Consider the following 17,883-nt stretch of genomic DNA (forward strand, 5'->3'; position numbering starts at 1 on the left):
TCAATTCCCAAACATCAGTGCGGTGAGCACAAAATCCAGACCCAGTACGGCCAGCGACGAATGAACGACGGTACGTGTCGTTGCACGGCTGATGCCTGCCGAGGTTGGAATAGCATCATAGCCGTTGAATAACGCAATCCAGGTGACCGTAATGGCAAAGACCACGCTCTTGATTAGACAGTTCACCAGATCCATCCGCAGGTCGATGGCGTCCTGCATCGCGGACCAGAAGAAACCGGCATCAATACCTTTCCAGTGCACGCCGACCAACGACCCGCCCCAGATACCGACCGCCACAAAGAGGATAGTCAGCAGCGGTAACGAAATCACTCCCGCCCAAAAACGCGGTGAGATGACGCGACGCAGCGGATCGACCGCCATCATTTCCATACTGGAAAGTTGCTCGGTAGCGCGCATCAACCCGATTTCTGCCGTTAAGGCAGAGCCCGCGCGTCCGGCGAACAGCAGCGCAGCAACAACCGGCCCCAACTCACGCAGCAGCGAGAGCGCTACCAGCATCCCGAGGCTGGTTTCCGCACTGTAGGTTGTCAGCACCAGGTAACCTTGTAACCCAAGCACCATACCAATAAACAGACCGGACACGATGATGATCAGCATCGACAACACGCCGACATTATAGAGTTGCCGCACCAGCAAAGGCGCGTGCTTGCGGAATTCCGGCTTGCCGACCAGCGCGTTGAATAACATCAATCCGGCACGCCCGAACGTCCTGATGGTTTTTATGCCACGGTGTCCGAGCGCAGCCAACGCATTTAGCAGCATGAGTGGCTTAACTCCCTATTCCCAGTAAATCGTCACGATAGTCGCCAGCCGGGTAGCGGAACGGCACAGGGCCATCTGCAATACCGTCGAGGAACTGCCGCACCCGCGGATCGCAATTTTCCTGCAGCGCCTGAGCGCTACCGTGTGCGACGATCTTTTTGTCCGCCACGATGTAGGCGTAATCGGCAATGCTCAACACTTCCGGTACATCGTGAGACACCACGATGCAGGTTACGCCCAGCGCGCTGTTTAATTCAGAAATTAACTTCACCAGCACGCCCATGGTGATTGGGTCCTGTCCCACAAACGGTTCGTCAAACATGATTAAATCGGGTTCAAGCGCAATCGCACGCGCCAGCGCGGCACGGCGCGCCATACCGCCAGAGAGTTCAGACGGCATCAATTTCGCCGCGCCCCGCAGGCCAACAGCTTCAAGCTTCATCATGACGGTGCTTTTCAGCAGTTCGGGCGGCAGATGGGTATGTTCACGCAGCGGGTACGCCACGTTGTCAAAGACGTTCATATCCGTGAACAAAGCTCCCGACTGAAAAAGCATGCTCATGCGTTTGCGAACGGTATAAAGACGCGAGCGCGTCATCTCCGGGACGTTCTCGCCATCGAAGAGGATTTCGCCGCCGTCAGGGGGAATTTGCCCCCCAATAAGACGCAGCAACGTCGTTTTACCGATCCCTGACGGGCCCATAATGGCGGTGATTTTGCCATGCGGCACGGTCAGCGAAATATCATCAAATATCAATCGGTTGCCGCGAGAGAAACTGACACCGCGGACATCGACTAAATTCGCCATCGTTTGGCTCATTTATGGTTCCTTTCTTACCCTGCCTCAGGCTAAGCATGAGGCTTAAATCAGCCCTAAACGCCACATTTTTACAGAATATTGCCTGTAGAGGTTAGCGAAAGCTGGCATTTGTTTTACTTTTCCGGCGCATAAAGTCAAAATTAGGAATTCGTTACGACTCAGGCTGTATGCAGCGCCAACAATTCCTGCGCGGTGGACCGGCAAGTATACCTGAAGAAAGGACTTTTGATGCTTTTAGCAACAGCACTGTTAATAATTGGTTTACTTTTGGTGGTCTACAGTGCTGACCGTTTAGTGTTTGCCGCATCAATTTTGTGCCGCCTGATTGGCGTTCCCCCTCTCGTCATCGGAATGACGGTTGTTAGCGTCGGTACCTCACTCCCTGAAATTATCGTCTCTGTCACGGCATCGCTCCATGACCAGACAGACCTTGCGATTGGCACCGCGATTGGCTCTAACATCGTCAATATTCTACTGATTTTGGGTTTAGCCGCATTGCTGCACCCATTTCGCGTGCATTCCGATGTTCTGCGCCGCGAATTGCCGCTAATGTTAATCGTAAGTCTGCTGGCGGGCTATGTGCTGTATGACGGGGTGCTGAGCTACGATGATGGCATTTTCTTGCTCGCCCTCGCCGGGATATGGCTGCTGTATAGTGTTAAAATCGCCCGTCAGGCAGAAAAACAGGGGCACGACAGCCTGACCCGAGAACAGGTTGCCGAACTCCCGCGTGAAGGTACGCTACCTGTGGCGTTATTGTGGCTGGGCGTTGCGCTGATCATTATGCCGATGGCAACGCGCATGGTCGTCGATAACGCGACGGTGCTGGCAAACTATTTCGCCATGAGCGAACTGACAATCGGCCTGACGGTGATTGCTATCGGTACCAGTCTGCCTGAGCTGGCCACCGCCATCGCGGGCGCGCGCAAAGGTGAAGATGATATCGCCATTGGTAATATCATCGGCTCGAATATTTTCAATATCGCGATCGTGACGGGCCTGCCAGCCCTGATCTCACCGGGGCCGTTTAACCCGATGGCGTTCACGCGCGATTACGGAGTGATGTTGCTTGTCAGCGTCATATTTGCCCTGCTCTGCTGGCGGCGGCAACGACAAATTGGCAAAGGCGCAGGCGCACTGCTGACAGGTGGATTTATCGTATGGATGGCGATGCTGTACTGGCTCTCGCCGCTTCTCTCTGGGTAAACGGAAACGCATTATGTCGCAAATAGAATTGCAGCCGGGTTTTGACTTTCAGAAAGCAGGAAAAGAGGTTCTGGAGATTGAACGTGAAGGTCTGGCGCAGTTAGATCAGTACATTAATCAGGATTTTAGTCTGGCATGTGAGAAGATACTCTACTGTGCCGGTAAAGTCGTGGTGATGGGAATGGGCAAGTCCGGCCACATTGGACGCAAAATGGCGGCGACCTTTGCCAGCACGGGAACGTCATCGTTCTTTGTGCACCCAGGGGAAGCCGCGCACGGCGACCTCGGGATGGTCACCCCGCAGGACGTGGTTATCGCATTGTCGAATTCCGGTGAATCCAATGAGATCCTGGCCCTCATCCCGGTGCTAAAGAGACTACAGGTCCCGCTTATCTGCATGACCAGCCGCCCGGAAAGCAGCATGGCGCGTGCGGCGGATATTCATCTGTGTGTAAAAGTGCCCAAAGAAGCCTGCCCGCTTGGCCTTGCGCCAACCTCCAGCACGACGGCCGCACTGGTGATGGGCGATGCCCTTGCCGTTGCGCTGCTTGAAGCCCGTGGTTTTACCCCTGAAGATTTTGCGCTTTCTCACCCAGGCGGTGCGCTGGGCCGTAAGCTGCTGCTCAGGGTCAACGATATTATGCACACGGGCGATGAGATCCCTCACGTTAGCAAAGAGGCTTCCCTGCGCGATGCGTTACTGGAGATTACCCGTAAAAATCTGGGTATGACGGTGGTGTGCGACGATCTGATGAAAATTCAGGGAATATTCACCGATGGCGACTTGCGCCGGGTGTTCGATATGGGCGTGGACGTTCGCACATTGGGTATCGCAGACGTCATGACGCCAGGCGGAATTCGCGTGCGTCCTGGCATCCTTGCGGTGGATGTCCTGAACCTGATGCAGTCCCGTCATATTACCGCAGTGATGGTTGCCGATGGCGACCAGTTGCTGGGTGTGGTACATATGCATGATCTTCTGCGCGCAGGCGTAGTGTAATGAAGGATAAGACAATGAGTAATGCGGGTGCATCCCTTGCAACCTGTTATGGTCCGGTAAGCGCGCACATGATGGCAAAGGCGGAAAACATCCGTCTGTTGATCCTTGATGTGGATGGCGTGCTCTCCGATGGCCTGATTTATATGGGCAATAGCGGCGAAGAGCTGAAAGCATTTAACGTTCGCGACGGGTACGGCATTCGTTGCGCGCTCACGTCCGGCATTGAAGTTGCTATTATCACCGGACGGAAAGCTAAACTTTTAGAAGACCGCTGCGAAACGCTGGGCATTACCCATTTGTATCAGGGGCAGTCAGACAAAATGGTCGCCTTTAACGATTTGCTGACGAAGCTGGCAATCGCACCTGAGAACGTGGCCTATGTTGGCGATGATTTGATCGACTGGCCGGTGATGGCGGAAGTGGGTCTGAGCGTAGCCGTTGCTGACGCACACCCGCTGCTTCTCCCACGCGCGGATTACGTCACCCGTATCAACGGTGGACGTGGGGCGGTCCGTGAAGTCTGCGATCTGCTTCTGCTCGCGCAGGGCAAGCTTGATGAGGCCAAAGGGCAATCGATATGAGTAAAACCAGACGTTGGGTTATCATTCTGCTTTCGCTTGTCGCATTGGTACTGATTGGCGTGAACCTTGCCGACCGTGATGATGCACAAACAGAAGTCGTTAATACGAGCGATCCAACCTATAAAAGCGATCACAGTGATACGGTAGTTTATAGCCCTGAAGGTGCGCTGAACTATCGCCTGATTGCCCAGCATGTGGAATATTTTTCCGATGACGGTATCTCGTGGTTTACCCAACCGGTGATGACCACCTTTGATACTGACAAAACCCCGACATGGTCAATTAAGTCAGACCGGGCAAAACTGACAAATGACCGTATGCTTTATCTGTACGGCCACGTTGAAGTCAACGCCCTGACCGCTGACTCTCAACTGCGCAAAATTACGACGGATAACGCCCAGATCAACCTGGTGACCCAGGACGTGACCTCGCAGGATTTGGTCACACTGTATGGCACAACATTTAATTCCAGCGGTTTAAGAATGCGCGGGAACTTACGCAGCAAAAACGCCGAGCTGATTGAAAAGGTTAGAACCTCCTATGAAATTCAAAACAAACAAACTCAGCCTTAAAGCCATTATCGCCAGCGCACTGCTGGCGGCCAGTCTTCCCGCGATTGCTGTGACTGGCGATACCGAACAGCCGATTCATATCGAATCCGACACGCAGTCCCTTGATATGCAAGGTAACGTCGTCACCTTCACGGGTAACGTCGTGATGACCCAGGGCACCATCAAAATTAACGCCGATAAAGTGGTCGTTACCCGTCCGGGCGGCGAGCAGGGCAAAGAGATTATTGATGGCTATGGTAACCCTGCCACGTTCTACCAGATGCAGGACAACGGCAAACCGGTGAAAGGCCGCGCGTCGCATATGCATTATGAACTGGCGAAGGATCTGGTCATCCTGACCGGTAACGCCTATCTGGAGCAGCTGGACAGCAATATTACCGGCGACAAGATCACCTATCTGGTCAAAGAGCAGAAAATGCAGGCCTCCAGCGAGAAAGGCAAACGCGTCACCACCGTGCTGGTTCCATCGCAGCTGCAGGATAAAGGCAAAGGCCAGGCTCCGACACAAAAGAAGAGTAACTAATTCGTTATGGCAACATTAACTGCAAAAAACCTCGCGAAAGCGTATAAGGGCCGCCGTGTCGTTGAAGATGTCAGCCTGACCGTCAACTCCGGCGAAATTGTGGGTTTGCTTGGCCCTAACGGTGCAGGGAAAACCACCACCTTCTACATGGTGGTGGGCATTGTGCCGCGTGATGCCGGCAACATCATCATTGATGATAAAGACATTAGCCTGCTGCCGCTGCACGCGCGCGCGCGCCGTGGTATCGGCTACCTGCCGCAGGAAGCCTCAATCTTTCGTCGTTTGAGCGTCTACGATAACCTGATGGCCGTGCTGCAGATCCGTGACGACCTGACCAGCGAGCAGCGCACCGACCGCGCTAACGAGCTGATGGAAGAGTTTCATATCGAACATCTTCGCGACAGTCTCGGTCAGGCGTTGTCCGGGGGTGAGCGTCGTCGTGTCGAGATTGCACGTGCGCTGGCCGCCAACCCGAAATTCATCCTGCTGGATGAACCCTTCGCGGGCGTTGACCCGATCTCCGTTATTGATATCAAACGCATTATCGAACACCTGCGCGACAGCGGGCTTGGCGTGCTGATCACCGACCACAACGTCCGTGAAACGCTGGCCGTCTGTGAACGCGCCTACATAGTGAGCCAGGGCCATCTGATTGCCCACGGTACACCGCAGCAAATCCTCGAAGATGAGCATGTTAAGCGCGTGTACCTTGGGGAAGACTTCAGACTCTGATAGGGTAGAGGTAACGTAACGCCGAACCGGAGAAAAATGCTCTGAACATGAAGCAAGGTTTGCAATTAAGGCTCAGCCAACAACTGGCGATGACGCCGCAGCTACAGCAGGCGATACGTCTGTTGCAGCTGTCCACGTTAGAACTCCAGCAGGAGCTCCAGCAAGCGCTGGACAGCAATCCGTTGCTGGAGCAAACCGATCTTCATGACGAGGTAGAAACCCAGCAAACGCAGGACACTGAAGCGCTCGACACCGCTGATGCGCTCGAACAAAAAGAGATGCCGGACGAGCTGCCGCTGGATGCCAGCTGGGATGAAATCTACACCGCCGGAACCCCTTCCGGCACGCGTGCAGACTACCAGGACGACGAGCTACCGGTTTATCAGGGTGAAACCACCCAGTCGCTACAGGATTACCTGATGTGGCAGGTGGAGCTCACCCCCTTCTCCGATACCGACCGCGCGATTGCGACCTCGATTGTCGATGCCGTTGACGATACGGGTTATTTAACCGTAACCCTGGACGACATCCTGGAAAGTATCGGCGACGACGAGATCGAACTCGAAGAGATCGAAGCGGTTCTGAAGCGCATTCAGCGTTTCGACCCGGTCGGTGTGGCCGCGAAAGATCTCCGCGATTGCCTGCTGATCCAGCTGTCGCAGTTCGCCAAAGAGACGCCGTGGATTGAAGAAGCCCGCTTAATCATCAGCGATCATCTGGATCTGCTGGCGAATCACGATTTCCGCACCCTGATGCGCGTCACGCGTCTGAAAGAAGAGGTGCTGAAAGAGGCGGTGAATCTGATCCAGTCTCTCGATCCGCGTCCCGGCCAGTCGATCCAGACCAGCGAACCGGAATATGTCATTCCGGATGTGTTAGTCAGAAAACACAATGGTCGCTGGGTGGTCGAGCTGAACTCAGACAGCATTCCTCGCCTGCAAATCAACCAGCAGTATGCCTCCATGTGCACCAGCGCGCGCAATGACTCCGATAATCAATATATTCGTAGCAATTTGCAGGAAGCACGCTGGTTGATCAAAAGTCTGGAAAGTCGAAATGACACGCTGCTGCGCGTTAGCCGCTGTATTGTTGAACAACAGCAGGCCTTTTTTGAGCAGGGCGAAGAGTTTATGAAACCGATGGTACTGGCGGACATCGCCCAGGCCGTCGAGATGCATGAATCAACCATTTCTCGCGTGACCACGCAGAAGTATCTGCACAGTCCACGCGGTATTTTTGAGCTTAAGTATTTCTTCTCCAGTCATGTGAATACCGAAGGCGGAGGCGAAGCCTCGTCAACGGCCATTCGCGCGCTGGTGAAGAAGTTGATCGCCGCGGAGAACCCCGCGAAGCCACTGAGTGACAGTAAGTTAACCACCATGCTGTCCGACCAGGGTATTATGGTGGCACGTCGTACTGTTGCGAAGTATCGAGAGTCTTTATCCATTCCGCCGTCTAACCAGCGTAAACAACTGGTTTGACACAACCGATAAGGAAGACACTATGCAGCTCAACATCACAGGACACAACGTCGAGATTACTGAGGCCTTACGTGAGTTTCTGAACACAAAGTTCGCAAAGCTCGAACAGTATTTCGAAAGGATCAATCAGGTCTATATTGTGTTGAAAGTGGAGAAAGTGACTCATATCTCGGATGCAACCCTGCACGTTAACGGGGGTGAACTCCATGCCAGTGCGGAAGGGCAAGACATGTACGCGGCTATCGACGGCTTGATTGATAAGCTTGCGCGACAGCTCAATAAACATAAAGATAAACTGAAACAACACTAATTGTCCGGGCAGTTAACGGGTGCAGGACGGCCTGTTGTGCGACACAACAGGCCATTTGTACAGTTAGCGCTTAGGTGAAATTATGATGAACAACGATTCGGCTCTTCAACTGAGCAATGTCCTTAACCAGGAATGTACCCGCAGTGGCGTTCACTGCCAGAGCAAAAAACGTGCGCTGGAGATCATCAGTGAGCTGGCTGCAAAACAGCTGGGCCTGCCACCTCAGGTCGTGTTCGAAGCGATCCTGACCCGTGAAAAAATGGGCAGTACCGGCATTGGCAACGGCATCGCGATCCCGCATGGCAAACTCGAAGAAGACACCTTGCGTGCCGTCGGCGTGTTTGTGCAGCTTGAAACACCCATTGCCTTTGATGCTATCGATAACCAACCCGTCGATCTCCTCTTCGCGCTGCTGGTGCCAGCAGACCAGACAAAGACCCATCTGCATACGTTGTCGCTGGTCGCTAAACGCCTGGCCGATAAAACCATTTGCCGTCGACTGCGTTCAGCGCAAAGTGATGAGGAGCTCTTCCAGATTATCACTGAAGCAGAAGGCAATCAGGATGATGCGTAACCGGGAGATGGCCTTCACATCTGTTGTCCTGAGGAGAAACGGAACATGGTGCTGATGATCGTCAGCGGTCGCTCGGGGTCGGGGAAATCCGTCGCCCTGCGTGCGCTGGAAGATATGGGTTTTTACTGCGTAGATAACCTGCCGGTGGTGCTGTTGCCCGATCTGGCGCGGACGCTTGCGGACAGACAAATTTCTGCCGCCGTCAGTATCGATGTCCGTAACATGCCAGAATCACCTGAGGTCTTTGAGCAGGCCATGAGCAATCTGCCTGAGTGCTTCTCGCCTCAGCTGTTGTTCCTTGATGCCGATCGTAACACCCTGATCCGTCGCTACAGCGATACCCGTCGTTTGCACCCGCTTTCCAGTAAAAACCTTTCGCTGGAAAGTGCCATCGACGAAGAGAGCGATCTGCTGGAGCCGCTGCGCTCCCGGGCCGACCTGATTGTTGACACCTCTGAAATGTCCGTGCACGAACTGGCGGAAATGCTGCGAACCCGTTTGCTGGGTAAACGCGAGCGTGAATTGACGATGGTGTTTGAATCCTTCGGCTTTAAGCACGGTATTCCTATCGATGCGGATTATGTTTTCGACGTGCGCTTCCTGCCGAACCCGCACTGGGATCCCAAACTGCGTCCAATGACCGGTCTGGATAAGCCCGTGGCGGCCTTCCTCGACAGACACACAGAAGTTCACAATTTTATCTACCAGACGCGAAGCTACCTTGAGCTATGGTTACCTATGCTGGAGACAAACAATCGTAGCTATCTGACGGTAGCGATTGGCTGTACCGGCGGTAAACATCGTTCGGTTTATATCGCCGAACAGCTGGCCGACTACTTCCGCTCACGCGGAAAGAACGTTCAGTCCCGTCATCGCACGCTGGAAAAACGTAAAACATGACCGTAAAACAAACCGTTGAGATCACCAACAAGCTGGGCATGCATGCACGCCCGGCAATGAAATTGTTTGAACTGATGCAAGGTTTCGATGCAGAAGTTCTGCTGCGCAATGACGAAGGCACTGAAGCTGAAGCGAATAGCGTCATTGCGCTGCTGATGCTGGACTCAGCGAAAGGTCGCCAGATTGAAGTCGAGGCCACCGGCCCCCAGGAAGAGGAAGCGCTGGCGGCGGTAATTGCCCTGTTTAATGCCGGGTTTGACGAAGATTAAGTCTGCTAGTCAGGCGGGTGGCGCTACGCTTACTCGCCCTACATGAGATTATTACGCTGCATAAACCCTTCTCCCCCCAACTGTCTCATCTGACGCATGATCCACGCCTGACGGCTTCGCACGTACCCTGACGGCGCACTGGCCTTAAAGCGGATAGGGTTAGGCAGAACAGCCGCTAACAGCGCCGCTTCGGACATACTCAGTTTGCGGGCAGGCTTATTAAAATAGCGTTGTGATGCAGCTTCAACACCAAAAACCCCGTCACCAAACTCTGCGATGTTCAGGTAAACAGTGAGAATACGCTTTTTACTCCAGACCGTTTCCATCCCCAGGGTCAACCCCGCTTCCAGCCCTTTTCGCACCCAGCTTCGACCATCCCATAAAAACAGGTTCTTAGCCGTCTGCTGCGACAACGTAGACGCACCGCGCACGCGATTTTCGTGACGCTCGTTGTGGGCGAGCGCCTTCTCGATGGCTGTCATGTCAAAACCCCAGTGCTCCGGGAATTTCTGATCTTCTGCCGCAATCACGGCCAGCCCCATGAACGGTGATATCTCATCCATGCTTACCCAGTCAGAATGGGCGACATAGCCAAAATCACCGGTCAACCACGCGCTGAGCTGGCGCTCAACCATCACAGCGGAAAAGGGTACCGGCAGAATGCTGAATAAAGCGATCCCGCCGCCCCAGAAGACGGCCAGTACAAGCACAGCGCGCAACAGGGTACGTTTTATCCACGTACCCGCAGCAAATTTACGGCTCATTGCGAGAGCACCAGCACTCTGTCCACCAGCTTATCAATGCCCGTGGCTGCTTCAGCGATGGATTGCGCCAGCATATAGGCGGGCGTGGTGACGATCTTGTTGTCTTCATCGACCACAATATCATCCACCGGACAAGGAACATGCTCGCCGCCCATATCTTCGACGATCTCAGCGGTATCAATATCGGTCCCGATAGTCAGGCGCAGCGGAAAGTCAAAGATCCGGGGCAGCATGGCCGGGGCAATACAGATGAAACCCAGCGGCTTGCCTGCTGCATGCATCGCCTGGGCGAGCCGTTTTAAATCGGGATCGACATGGCACTCTGCCCCTTCCGAAGCAAAGGTGCTGAGATTTTTGGCTGCGCCAAAGCCACCCGGCACGATCAACGCATCCAGCGTTGAGGCATCAGCCTGGGCCAGGGGTTGGACAGCGCCCCGGGCGATACGCGCGGCTTCAATCAGGACGTTACGCGTTTCAGCCATCGGCTCGCCGGTAAGATGGTTGATCACATCCGCCTGGCTTTTTTCCGGCGCGAAGCAGGCCACTTCAGCGCCCTGACGAGATAATGCCAGCAGCGTTAGTACGGCTTCATGTATCTCAGAACCGTCGTAAACACCACAACCACTCAGCACGACACCAATCTTTTTCATTATGACGTTCCTTCTTTGCAACATGCTGAAGCACATTAAAAATTCTGATTAAACCGCTATGCTTCACACATTTCACTGATTCATGTAACAAACCATTTAAGATTTGCTATCTTATCTGCGTGCGGCCTCAATATTCAGGCGGCGTCCAAGCGAAAACAACACGAAAAATCAGGCGCAGCCACGATTTCCCTGGTGTTGGCGCAGTATTCGCGCACCCCGGTTAAGCCGGGGTCATTTTTTTCTGGCTTCTACCCAGGCTTTCAGCACCGCCACATCGTTTTGCCACTCTTGTTTCATCTCCTCAACCCATTCACCAACATTATCTTCCCATGCGGGTAAATCAGGCGATTGAATCTGTTGACCCAGTTGCTGAAGATGGCGTAGCCCTACCGAGCCGGCCGCACCTTTGATTTTATGCCCCTCTTCAACGATACCTTTCCGATCGCGCGCCGTCAGGTTGGACTCAAGCACGCTCAAGTAACCCGGCATCATTTTTTCGAATACCGCCAGACCATCGGTAATCAGTTTTGGCCCCACCAGATCGATATACTGCTCCAGCATCGCGGTATCGAGTAGTGTGTGTGCTTTCGCGCTATCAACAGACGTCATGGTGCTCTCCTCTTCATCACGGGTATCCCAGAACTTCTTGATCATGGCGGTCAGGGCAGGCACCGCCAGCGGCTTGCTGAGCACATCATCCATACCGGCATCGAGGTACTCTTTTTTGTCTTTCAGTACGTTTGCCGTCAGCGCCACCAGCGGCGGCAACTCATCGGCAGCATATTTGCGCGTAAGCTCACGGGAGATATCCAGCCCGGTCATGTCCGGAAGCTGAATATCCAGCAGGACCAGGTCATACTCGCCAGGCGTAAACATCTCCAGCGCCGCTTTGCCGGTCATCGCCACATCCACGCTGTTACCGAGTTTTTCCAGCACGGAACGCGCCACAATCACGTTCAGTTCAATGTCCTCCACCAGCAGAACATGCAGAGCGGGCAGCGGCATATCGTCGTTATCAAAGGTATCTTCAACCTCCTCAGCCACCGCGGGCGCATGCACCGTCAGGGTAAAGGTTGAACCTTTGCCCGGATGGCTGGCAACCGTGATATCACCGCCCATGCTTTTCGCCAGACGTTTCGACACCGCCAGACCAATACCGGTCCCGGTCGCCGGTTTACCGCCGTTGCTGTCTTTTACCTGGTAATACATGGCAAAGATCTTATCCTGCTCTTCCTGCGGAATGCCGATACCCGAGTCTTCAACCTCGAAGTGCAGCATGTCCCCTTCGTCATAGCGAATACGCACCGCAACCCGCCCCTTCTGGGTAAACTTCACGGCGTTGCTGATCAAGTTCCACAGGATCTGACGCAGGCGCGTGCCGTCTGTGACCACTTTATGCGGCAGCGGCAGGGTGGGCTCCATCACAAAGCTCAGCCCTTTTTGCTGGGCCTGCAGGCCGGAGAGGTTCTCCAGGTCAGCCAGGAAACCGGTGAAATCCACCGGCTGGTTATCAAGCTGCACCTTACGGCGCTCCATCTTATCCATATCAATAATATCATTGAAGATATTGCCCAGCGTGACCGCCGAGACATGGATCGTTTTGAGGTATTTTTCCTGCTCGCCGGTCAGGTCGGTGTCGAGCAGAATGCGGCTCAACCCAACGATGCCGTTCAGCGGCGTACGCAGTTCGTGGCTGATGGTTGAGATAAAGGTGGTCTTGTCGCGGCTGGCGCGTTCCAGCGCATCCTGATAGCGCTTACGCTCGGTGATATCACGGCCAAAGCCCATCAGACCATGACGTTTTCCAACGCGGTCGTAATACGGCACTTTGCGGATCTCAAAGCAGGCTTTACGACCGTCGGGATAATCCAGCCACTGTTCATAGGTGAGCGACACGTTGTGGCGGAAGACTTTTTCATCCGTCTCCATCACTTTGGCAGCCGCTTCTTCGGAATAGACATCCTGCGGTTTGAGGTTAACCAGCTGTTTTTCACTTTTGCCGGTCAGCAGCTCCATTGCGCGGTTACAGCCGGAGAATTCTTTATCTTCGTTACGATAGAAAACCAGATCCGGCGAGGCATCCAGGAAGGAGCGCAGGAAAGAGGATTGTTGTTCGAGCTGGATCTGCGTCACTTCGCGCTCTTTCATCTCGATTTTCAGTTGCTCCAGCGTAGCCTGACGTTCAGCTTCAGCCTTCTCGCGGTCCGAAATCTCCTGATTCAACTGCGCAATATTATCCTTGAGCTGGACGTTAAGCTTGAGGTCTCGCTCGCGCATCTCTTCCAGCTTATCCACCAGTTTTGATAAACGCTGGCGAGACTCCTCCAGCTGCTCAACCACCACGGAGAGGAAATAGACCGCCCACGGCGTGATCAACAGGCCGAAGAAAATAGAGCGGATCACGTCGATGCTTTCAACCTGACCGTGCAGAACCATGGTCACGGCCATTTGCACGACAATCGCCAGAACGACCAGCGCCAGCGCCAGCAGTAAGGAGAAACGTACCAGCCCGAGCTTCATCATCAGGTCGACGTAATACTGGGCCAGCATTCGAATTTGCTTCATAGGGGATCCCTTCACGACGTTATCGCTCAATAATACTCAAATTCGCGTCGGGGCGTTGAAGGTTGTGAGAAAAAGTGCGGGGTGAAACAGGAGATTAGCCTCGCTTCCGGCAAACCGGAAGCGAGGAGAGATCAATCAGGAACGTCTTAGCAGCAGCCAGAGGCTGATTAGGAAGAAGCTGGCGCTTGGCAGCAACGCGCCGATAATCGGCGGGATACCGTAAACCAGCGTCAACGGACCGAAGATCTGGTCGAGAACGTAGAACACAAAGCCGAAGCTGATCCCGGTCACGACGCGCACGCCCATCGGCACGCTACGCAAAGGACCGAAGATAAACGACAGCGCCATCAGCATCATGACCGCGACAGACATCGGCTGGAAAATTTTGCTCCACATATTGAGCTGATAACGCCCGGCGTCTTGTCCACTCGACTTCAGATACTTCACGTAGTTATGCAGGCCGCTGATAGAGAGCGCATCAGGATCCAGCGCAACCACGCCCAACTTGTCCGGCGTCAGGTTGGTCTTCCAGGTACCGGAAACCGTCTGCGTCCCGGTGATCTGTTTCGGATCTTTCAGGTCAGACTCATCCACCTGAGAGAGACGCCACTGTTTGTGTTCAGCATCAAATTTTGCAGAGGAGGCGTGACGCACAGACTTCAAACGACGTTCATCGTTAAAGGTGTAAATACTCACACCGCCCAGTTCGTCATCACCTTTCACGCGCTCGATATAGACGAAGCTATTACCGTCTTTCGCCCACAGACCTTGCTGCGTTGAGAGTAGAGAGCCACCGTACATGGCCTGAGCACGGTAGTTACGCGCCATCTGTTCGCCCTGCGGCGCCACCCACTCGCCAATCGCCATGGTCAACAACACCAGTGGGATCGCGGTTTTCATGACGGACAGCGCAACCTGCATACGGGTAAAGCCGGAAGCCTGCATCACCACCAGTTCGCTACGCTGCGCCAGCATCCCCAGCCCCAGCAGCGCACCGAGCAGGGCCGCCATCGGGAAGAAGATTTGCACATCTTTTGGCACGCTGAGCAGGGTATACATCCCCGCACCCAGCGCGTCGTAACTCCCCTGCCCGGCTTTTTTCAGCTGATCGACAAACTTGATAATGCCGGAGAGCGACACCAGCATGAACAGGGTCATCATGATGGTGGTAAAAATCGTTTTACCGATATAGCGGTCAAGAACGCCAAATGCCTGCATTAGATGGCTCCTTTACGCGTAAACCGGGCACGAATTCGACGCATTGGCACCGTATCCCACAAGTTGAGGCCCACCGCCAGCAGCAGATACAGACCATTCACTACCCAGGTCCAGACAACCGGGTCAATTTTCCCTTTGCCACCGTTGGACTTAATTGACGTCTGGAGCAGGAAGAACACCAGATACAGCAGCATGGCCGGAAGCATCGACAGCACGCGTCCCTGACGCGGGTTCACCACGCTCAGCGGAACCACCATCAGCGCCATCATAAACACGGTGAATACCAGCGTGATGCGCCAGTGCAGTTCAGCACGCGCGCGGTCGGTATCGGTGTTGATTAAGGTGCGCATATCCATCTGCTCGGTGTCCGTCGGATCGAGCGCAACGGCCTGATGACCAATAATCGCCTGATAGTTCTGGAAATCGGTGATACGGAAATCGCGCAGCATCGCGGTGCCTTCAAAGCGCGTGCCTTTGTTCAGCGTCACAACCTGGGAACCATCTTTACGCTGCGCCAGTTGACCAGAATCGGCGACCACCACGGAAGGACGGGCGTTACCTTTGGTACGCAACTGAGCAAGAAACACATCGTTAAAGCGGCTGCCGTCAACGCTTTCGATAAAGAGAACGGAGTTACCGTCGGTGGCCTGCTGGAACTGGCCCTGGGCCAGCGCGGCCAACCCCGGGTTAGCTTTTGCTTCCGCCAGCACTTCGTCCTGATGACGAGATGACGCCGGACCTGCCCACATGACGTTTACGGCAGCAACGATCCCTGTGAACAACGCCAGCACCATAGCCGCTTTCACCAACACGGCTTTGCTTAAGCCGCAGGCGTGCATCACCGTGATTTCACTTTCGGTATACAGCTTACCGAGCGTCATCAGCAAACCGAGGAAAAGGCTTAACGGCAGAATGAGCTGCGCCATTTCAGGCACGCCTAATCCGAGCAGAGAAAGCACCAGATTTGTTGGGATTTCACCGTCAACCGCCGCGCCGAGGATCTTGACCAGCTTCTGACAGAAAAAGATCAGAAGAAGGATAAAGAGGATCGCCAGTTGGCTCTTCAGCGTCTCCCGCACCAGATATCTTATGATTATCACTTTAAATACGCCCGTTAAAACTCGTCTTTTGCAGGAATTTAGCTTGTTTCATGGCTTAAACGTCATTTATTCTCTTGAGTCGTCGAAATCATCGCTAAGATTAAAAAACCCGGCGGATTCGCGCTTCAGAACATTTAATGACGTGCCGAAACCGTAGTAACGTAAGATTAACACGAAGTCACCACAACCGCGGACATGAGTTACGAAAGGTTTCAATTCTATCCGTAGCTGCCGCCGTTGTCTTTAAGATTCAGGAGCGTAGTGCATGGAGTTCAGTGTAAAAAGCGGTAGCCCGGAGAAACAGCGGAGTGCCTGCATCGTTGTGGGCGTGTTTGAACCGCGCCGACTCTCCCCGATCGCCGAACAACTCGATAAAATCAGTGACGGCTACATCAGCGCCCTGCTGCGCCGTGGCGAACTGGAAGGTAAACCTGGGCAGACGCTGTTACTGCACCATGTTCCGAACGTCCTGTCCGAACGCATTCTGCTGATTGGCTGCGGCAAAGAGCGTGAGCTGGATGAGCGTCAGTATAAGCAGGTGATTCAGAAAACGATTAATACCCTGAATGATACCGGCTCGATGGAAGCCGTCTGCTTCCTGACTGAACTGCACGTCAAAGGCCGTAACACCTACTGGAAAGTGCGTCAGGCTGTCGAAACCGCAAAAGAGAGCCTGTACAGCTTCGACCAGCTCAAGACCAACAAAAGCGAGCCGCGTCGCCCGCTGCGTAAAATGGTCTTTAACGTGCCCACCCGCCGCGAGCTGACCAGCGGCGAGCGCGCCATTCAGCACGGTCTGGCGATTGCCGCCGGTATTAAAGCCGCTAAAGATCTCGGCAACATGCCGCCAAACATCTGTAACGCCGCATACCTGGCCTCTCAGGCGCGTCAGCTGGCGGATTCCTACAGCAAGAATGTTATCACTCGCGTCATCGGCGAACAGCAGATGAAAGAGCTGGGGATGCACTCTTACCTGGCGGTCGGCAACGGCTCGCAGAACGAATCCCTGATGTCGGTGATTGAGTACAAGGGTAACCCGTCCGAAGACGCGCGCCCGATCGTGCTGGTCGGTAAAGGCCTGACCTTCGACTCCGGCGGTATCTCCATCAAGCCAGCTGAAGGCATGGACGAGATGAAGTACGACATGTGCGGTGCGGCGGCGGTATACGGCGTGATGCGCATGGTCGCAGAACTTCAGCTGCCGATTAACGTCATCGGCGTGCTGGCGGGCTGTGAAAACATGCCTGGCGGTCGCGCTTACCGTCCGGGTGACGTGCTGACCACCATGTCCGGACAGACTGTTGAAGTGCTGAATACCGACGCCGAAGGCCGTCTGGTGCTGTGCGACGTGCTGACCTACGTTGAGCGCTTCGAACCTGAAGCGGTAATCGACGTGGCAACGCTGACCGGCGCCTGCGTGATTGCGCTAGGCCACCACATCACCGGCCTGATGTCGAACCACAACCCGCTGGCACACGAGCTTATCGGCGCGTCCGAACAGGCCGGTGACCGCGCGTGGCGTCTGCCGCTGGGCGATGAGTTCCAGGAGCAGCTGGAGTCCAACTTTGCGGATATGGCGAACATCGGCGGTCGTCCTGGCGGTGCGATCACAGCGGGCTGCTTCCTGGCACGCTTCACCCGCAAGTACAACTGGGCGCACCTGGATATCGCGGGCACCGCATGGCGCTCCGGTAAAGCCAAAGGCGCAACCGGTCGTCCGGTCGCGCTGCTGTCGCAGTTCCTGCTTAATCGTGCGGGTTTTAACGGCGACGAGTGATGAAAAACGCCGGGTGGCGGCTTCGCCTTACCCGGCCTACAACGTCACTCAACCGTAG

General features: G+C 54.5%; 19 protein-coding genes. 12 read left to right on the plus strand and 7 right to left on the minus strand.

The window, feature by feature from the left end; all coding sequences use genetic code 11:
- Nucleotides 1–783 (minus strand): lipid asymmetry maintenance ABC transporter permease subunit MlaE, encoded by a 783-nt coding sequence (gene mlaE / locus N2K86_RS19830; RefSeq protein WP_010436044.1) that lies wholly within the window; start codon nucleotides 781–783, stop codon nucleotides 1–3.
- Between the two features lie 7 nt (nucleotides 784–790).
- Complete coding sequence (mlaF, locus tag N2K86_RS19835) at nucleotides 791–1,603, minus strand: phospholipid ABC transporter ATP-binding protein MlaF (RefSeq protein WP_260659720.1); 813 nt, start codon at nucleotides 1,601–1,603, stop codon at nucleotides 791–793.
- 228 nt (nucleotides 1,604–1,831) lie between these two features.
- Between mlaF and N2K86_RS19840 the strand changes: the two genes are divergently transcribed.
- The 11 genes from N2K86_RS19840 (at nucleotide 1,832) to npr (ending at nucleotide 9,751) form a co-directional block, all read left to right on the plus strand.
- Nucleotides 1,832–2,809 (plus strand): calcium/sodium antiporter, encoded by a 978-nt coding sequence (locus N2K86_RS19840; RefSeq protein WP_010436050.1) that lies wholly within the window; start codon nucleotides 1,832–1,834, stop codon nucleotides 2,807–2,809.
- Nucleotides 2,810–2,822: 13 nt separating this feature from the next.
- Nucleotides 2,823–3,809 (plus strand): arabinose-5-phosphate isomerase KdsD, encoded by a 987-nt coding sequence (kdsD, locus tag N2K86_RS19845; RefSeq protein WP_010436053.1) that lies wholly within the window; start codon nucleotides 2,823–2,825, stop codon nucleotides 3,807–3,809.
- A 14-nt stretch (nucleotides 3,810–3,823) separates the two neighbouring features.
- On the plus strand, nucleotides 3,824–4,390 hold the full coding sequence (gene kdsC, locus N2K86_RS19850) for a 3-deoxy-manno-octulosonate-8-phosphatase KdsC (protein WP_260661733.1): 567 nt from the start codon (nucleotides 3,824–3,826) through the stop codon (nucleotides 4,388–4,390).
- A complete protein-coding gene (gene lptC / locus N2K86_RS19855; protein ID WP_148401074.1) occupies nucleotides 4,387–4,962 on the plus strand; it encodes an LPS export ABC transporter periplasmic protein LptC in 576 nt (191 codons plus the stop codon). The genes kdsC and lptC overlap by 4 nt, the downstream gene beginning before the upstream one ends.
- Nucleotides 4,931–5,485 (plus strand): lipopolysaccharide ABC transporter substrate-binding protein LptA, encoded by a 555-nt coding sequence (gene lptA / locus N2K86_RS19860; protein ID WP_260659721.1) that lies wholly within the window; start codon nucleotides 4,931–4,933, stop codon nucleotides 5,483–5,485. The genes lptC and lptA overlap by 32 nt, the downstream gene beginning before the upstream one ends.
- A 6-nt stretch (nucleotides 5,486–5,491) precedes the next feature.
- Nucleotides 5,492–6,217 carry an LPS export ABC transporter ATP-binding protein gene (lptB, locus tag N2K86_RS19865; RefSeq protein WP_260659722.1) on the plus strand — a complete coding sequence of 242 codons (726 nt, stop codon included), beginning with the start codon at nucleotides 5,492–5,494 and terminating at the stop codon, nucleotides 6,215–6,217.
- A 47-nt stretch (nucleotides 6,218–6,264) separates the two neighbouring features.
- Entirely contained in the window at nucleotides 6,265–7,698 is a 1,434-nt protein-coding gene (rpoN, locus tag N2K86_RS19870; RefSeq protein ID WP_260659723.1) for an RNA polymerase factor sigma-54, read from the plus strand.
- 22 nt (nucleotides 7,699–7,720) lie between these two features.
- Entirely contained in the window at nucleotides 7,721–8,008 is a 288-nt protein-coding gene (hpf, locus tag N2K86_RS19875) for a ribosome hibernation promoting factor (RefSeq protein WP_010436063.1), read from the plus strand.
- Between the two features lie 82 nt (nucleotides 8,009–8,090).
- Nucleotides 8,091–8,582 (plus strand): PTS IIA-like nitrogen regulatory protein PtsN, encoded by a 492-nt coding sequence (ptsN, locus tag N2K86_RS19880; RefSeq protein ID WP_010436064.1) that lies wholly within the window; start codon nucleotides 8,091–8,093, stop codon nucleotides 8,580–8,582.
- A 45-nt stretch (nucleotides 8,583–8,627) separates the two neighbouring features.
- Nucleotides 8,628–9,482: an RNase adapter RapZ gene (gene rapZ / locus N2K86_RS19885; protein WP_010436066.1), complete on the plus strand. Its 855-nt coding sequence runs from the start codon at nucleotides 8,628–8,630 to the stop codon at nucleotides 9,480–9,482.
- Nucleotides 9,479–9,751, plus strand: a complete 273-nt coding sequence (gene npr, locus N2K86_RS19890; RefSeq protein ID WP_003861872.1) for a PTS phosphocarrier protein NPr — start codon at nucleotides 9,479–9,481, stop codon at nucleotides 9,749–9,751. Before rapZ ends, npr begins: the two co-directional genes overlap by 4 nt.
- Before the next feature lie 38 nt (nucleotides 9,752–9,789).
- Here npr and mtgA read toward each other — a convergent pair whose 3' ends face one another.
- The 5 genes from mtgA to lptF form a co-directional block, all read right to left on the minus strand.
- Nucleotides 9,790–10,515, minus strand: a complete 726-nt coding sequence (mtgA, locus tag N2K86_RS19895; RefSeq protein ID WP_260659724.1) for a monofunctional biosynthetic peptidoglycan transglycosylase — start codon at nucleotides 10,513–10,515, stop codon at nucleotides 9,790–9,792.
- Nucleotides 10,512–11,165: an isoprenoid biosynthesis glyoxalase ElbB gene (gene elbB, locus N2K86_RS19900; RefSeq protein ID WP_260659725.1), complete on the minus strand. Its 654-nt coding sequence runs from the start codon at nucleotides 11,163–11,165 to the stop codon at nucleotides 10,512–10,514. The genes mtgA and elbB overlap by 4 nt, the downstream gene beginning before the upstream one ends.
- Nucleotides 11,166–11,396: 231 nt before the next feature.
- Nucleotides 11,397–13,730 (minus strand): aerobic respiration two-component sensor histidine kinase ArcB, encoded by a 2,334-nt coding sequence (gene arcB / locus N2K86_RS19905; RefSeq protein ID WP_260659726.1) that lies wholly within the window; start codon nucleotides 13,728–13,730, stop codon nucleotides 11,397–11,399.
- A gap of 135 nt (nucleotides 13,731–13,865) precedes the next feature.
- Nucleotides 13,866–14,948 carry an LPS export ABC transporter permease LptG gene (gene lptG, locus N2K86_RS19910; protein ID WP_260659727.1) on the minus strand — a complete coding sequence of 361 codons (1,083 nt, stop codon included), beginning with the start codon at nucleotides 14,946–14,948 and terminating at the stop codon, nucleotides 13,866–13,868.
- Nucleotides 14,948–16,048 carry an LPS export ABC transporter permease LptF gene (gene lptF, locus N2K86_RS19915; RefSeq protein WP_089597752.1) on the minus strand — a complete coding sequence of 367 codons (1,101 nt, stop codon included), beginning with the start codon at nucleotides 16,046–16,048 and terminating at the stop codon, nucleotides 14,948–14,950. Before lptF ends, lptG begins: the two co-directional genes overlap by 1 nt.
- Before the next feature lie 265 nt (nucleotides 16,049–16,313).
- Between lptF and pepA the strand changes: the two genes are divergently transcribed.
- Nucleotides 16,314–17,825 carry a leucyl aminopeptidase gene (gene pepA / locus N2K86_RS19920; RefSeq protein WP_010436084.1) on the plus strand — a complete coding sequence of 504 codons (1,512 nt, stop codon included), beginning with the start codon at nucleotides 16,314–16,316 and terminating at the stop codon, nucleotides 17,823–17,825.
- Nucleotides 17,826–17,883 lie beyond the last annotated feature (58 nt).

Source organism: Enterobacter mori, assembly GCF_025244905.1.
Lineage (GTDB): Bacteria > Pseudomonadota > Gammaproteobacteria > Enterobacterales > Enterobacteriaceae > Enterobacter > Enterobacter mori_A.

Coding starts and splice junctions, on each gene's coding strand:
- mlaE (WP_010436044.1), bottom strand. CDS start 783: ATGCTGCTAAATGCGTTGGCTGCGCTCGGACACCGTGGCATAAAAACC.
- mlaF (WP_260659720.1), bottom strand. CDS start 1,603: ATGAGCCAAACGATGGCGAATTTAGTCGATGTCCGCGGTGTCAGTTTC.
- N2K86_RS19840 (WP_010436050.1), top strand. CDS start 1,832: ATGCTTTTAGCAACAGCACTGTTAATAATTGGTTTACTTTTGGTGGTC.
- kdsD (WP_010436053.1), top strand. CDS start 2,823: ATGTCGCAAATAGAATTGCAGCCGGGTTTTGACTTTCAGAAAGCAGGA.
- kdsC (WP_260661733.1), top strand. CDS start 3,824: ATGAGTAATGCGGGTGCATCCCTTGCAACCTGTTATGGTCCGGTAAGC.
- lptC (WP_148401074.1), top strand. CDS start 4,387: ATGAGTAAAACCAGACGTTGGGTTATCATTCTGCTTTCGCTTGTCGCA.
- lptA (WP_260659721.1), top strand. CDS start 4,931: ATGAAATTCAAAACAAACAAACTCAGCCTTAAAGCCATTATCGCCAGC.
- lptB (WP_260659722.1), top strand. CDS start 5,492: ATGGCAACATTAACTGCAAAAAACCTCGCGAAAGCGTATAAGGGCCGC.
- rpoN (WP_260659723.1), top strand. CDS start 6,265: ATGAAGCAAGGTTTGCAATTAAGGCTCAGCCAACAACTGGCGATGACG.
- hpf (WP_010436063.1), top strand. CDS start 7,721: ATGCAGCTCAACATCACAGGACACAACGTCGAGATTACTGAGGCCTTA.
- ptsN (WP_010436064.1), top strand. CDS start 8,091: ATGATGAACAACGATTCGGCTCTTCAACTGAGCAATGTCCTTAACCAG.
- rapZ (WP_010436066.1), top strand. CDS start 8,628: ATGGTGCTGATGATCGTCAGCGGTCGCTCGGGGTCGGGGAAATCCGTC.
- npr (WP_003861872.1), top strand. CDS start 9,479: ATGACCGTAAAACAAACCGTTGAGATCACCAACAAGCTGGGCATGCAT.
- mtgA (WP_260659724.1), bottom strand. CDS start 10,515: ATGAGCCGTAAATTTGCTGCGGGTACGTGGATAAAACGTACCCTGTTG.
- elbB (WP_260659725.1), bottom strand. CDS start 11,165: ATGAAAAAGATTGGTGTCGTGCTGAGTGGTTGTGGTGTTTACGACGGT.
- arcB (WP_260659726.1), bottom strand. CDS start 13,730: ATGAAGCAAATTCGAATGCTGGCCCAGTATTACGTCGACCTGATGATG.
- lptG (WP_260659727.1), bottom strand. CDS start 14,948: ATGCAGGCATTTGGCGTTCTTGACCGCTATATCGGTAAAACGATTTTT.
- pepA (WP_010436084.1), top strand. CDS start 16,314: ATGGAGTTCAGTGTAAAAAGCGGTAGCCCGGAGAAACAGCGGAGTGCC.